The sequence below is a fragment of the Mesorhizobium sp. M7A.F.Ca.US.006.04.2.1 genome, from assembly GCF_004022915.1.
GTDB classification, from domain to species: Bacteria; Pseudomonadota; Alphaproteobacteria; order Rhizobiales; family Rhizobiaceae; genus Mesorhizobium; species Mesorhizobium ciceri.
The window spans coordinates 1-1,903 of the sequence record NZ_RZQA01001047.1 but is presented as its reverse complement, the minus strand read 5'-3'; the positions used below and the strand labels follow the sequence as shown (position 1 = coordinate 1,903).

2 protein-coding genes and 1 pseudogene are annotated in these 1,903 nt (G+C 64.3%); 1 reads left to right on the top strand and 2 read right to left on the bottom strand.

Going from position 1 to position 1,903, the window contains the following annotated elements; translation table 11 throughout:
- Positions 1–444: pseudogene (locus tag EN925_RS34045) on the bottom strand (ATP/GTP-binding protein); the annotation flags it as partial.
- A 113-nt stretch (positions 445–557) separates the two neighbouring features.
- Between EN925_RS34045 and EN925_RS34040 the strand changes: the two are divergent.
- The gene (locus EN925_RS34040; RefSeq protein WP_127366869.1) at positions 558–1,358 is read left to right on the top strand and encodes a helix-turn-helix transcriptional regulator; all 801 of its coding nucleotides are present in this window, start codon (positions 558–560) and stop codon (positions 1,356–1,358) included.
- A 21-nt stretch (positions 1,359–1,379) separates the two neighbouring features.
- Here the strand turns inward: EN925_RS34040 and EN925_RS34035 are convergent, their stop codons facing one another.
- The gene (locus EN925_RS34035) at positions 1,380–1,820 is read right to left on the bottom strand and encodes a hypothetical protein (RefSeq protein WP_164753792.1); all 441 of its coding nucleotides are present in this window, start codon (positions 1,818–1,820) and stop codon (positions 1,380–1,382) included.
- Positions 1,821–1,903: the final 83 nt, after the last annotated feature.

Genomic DNA, 1,903 nt, shown 5'->3' with positions numbered 1-1,903 from the left:
GTAGATGGCGTCGGCCAGCATGTCGGAGACATAGACCTTGCCGGATTGGTCCGATGTCACGTCGTTGAGGAAGACCGCGTTCGGCACCGAGATGCTGGCGACCAGCTTGCCGCTGGCGAGGTCGACGACGCGGACTTTCGTGATGTCGGCGACATAGAGCTTGCCGCCCGAGATCGCCATACCCTTGGGTGCGTCCATGCCGTCGGTCCAGTGCTGGGTGACCGTCTTGCCGTCCAGCGACAGCACGGAGAGATAACCGTTGCCGTCGGCCTCGCCGGGATTGCCTGATATGTTGGAAACGATGATGCGATTGTCAGCGGCGTCGAACAGGGCCGATTCCGGCTGTTCGAGCCCGGTGGCGCGCCAGAGTTCGCCGGCCTCCGCGGCGGGCACTGCGGCAATGCCGATGACGGCGATAAAGGCTGAGGGGATGAGGGTGTTCATGACTGCTCTCCTGAGATGACGAGGCAGAGCTATGGCTTTCGATACTTTCCGGAAAGGCCTGACACCGCTAGTATCGAATATCGATACGAAACTAGCGACAAGAGGTGCATCCGATGAACGGTCTGATCTTCCAGGCGCTGAAGCGGACGTTGAAGGCGAAGGGCGTCACCTATCGCGCGCTGGCCGAACGCATGGGCGTTTCCGAACCGACGGTGAAGCGTATCTTCCATGAGCGCAATTGCAAGCTCGACCGGCTGATGGAGATTTGCGCTGCGGCCGGTGTCGAACTGGAAAACGTGCTCGGCTCGATGAACCGGGGGCCTGGGCCGGTCAACCACATCGCGCCGGAGATCGAGCGCAAGCTCGCCGGCCGGCCGGCGCTGCTGTTCATCTTCGTCATGCTGTCAGAAAAGTTCACGCCCGAAGGCATCATGCGCTCGCAAGGCCTGAGCGAGGCTTCGATGTTCCTCTATCTGCGCGATCTCGAGGAACTCGGCCTGATCGCGCTCGGACGGGGTCTTTCGGCGAGACTGCTGGTCGAGACGCCGATCCAGTGGAACTTCGAAGGGCCGCTCAGGCCGCTGTTCGAGATGACCAACAAGAATTTCATCGGCTGGGCCATCACCCATATCGACAAGGAAGCGACCTTCGTCAGCTTCTCCAGGCGGATGCGGCCGGAGACGGCTGAAATGGTGCGGCGCGAGGCGGAGGATCTCGCCGACCGCGCCAAGCTGCTCGCCCATCACGACCAGCACACGACGCCGGAGGATGGCCTGATCGGCTACAAATGGACGTTTGCCTTTGGCGCGACGCCATTTCCGGCAATCATGCCGATCGGGCCACACGCGCGAGATGCCGGGGCGAGGCCTGATACGCCCGCCGCCGCGAAAGGACGGCGGCCGCTGCCGGCCTGACCAGGCACCGCGTCAATCGTCTCAGCACGATTGCATCTGACGGCTGAGCTTGCCGCGCACGACCCTGGCAGTGCCGACCGCCACCATTTTTGCCGCTGTCTTGCCCCCCGGACCCGCCATGCGACCGGCGACGCCGACCGCGCCATTGACGGCGCCCATCGTCTTCATCTGCCCGACCGTCTCGTTCATCCGCGCCCGGCAGTCCCGCATTTTCCTGGTCGCCTCGACTGCAGCCAGGGCCTCGCCAAGGCCTGCCGGCGAGTCCGGGCCGGCCGCCAACTCCGCCAATTGCGCATGCTGGTCTGGCGTGATCGGCGGGCTGGCGGCCGTCTGGCTGCAGCCGGAGGCCAGCAGGCAGATCAGCATCGCGATCGGGCTGCCTCGCCCGGCACGTGCCGTGGCTGGAAAAATATCGCGATGTTCGGCCTCGAGGCTCCCGCCCGGAGTTGCTTTTCCGGCCACCCGTTTCCTGTTGCCCAACATCCTATTGCCCCACCGCCGGGCCGAGGATGAGGCTGCGGATTTTTGGCGTCAGCGGCCTGACG

Bases quoted from the DNA above. Each gene is read 5' to 3' on its own strand.
- EN925_RS34040 (WP_127366869.1), top strand. From the start codon at position 558: ATGAACGGTCTGATCTTCCAGGCGCTGAAGCGGACGTTGAAGGCGAAG.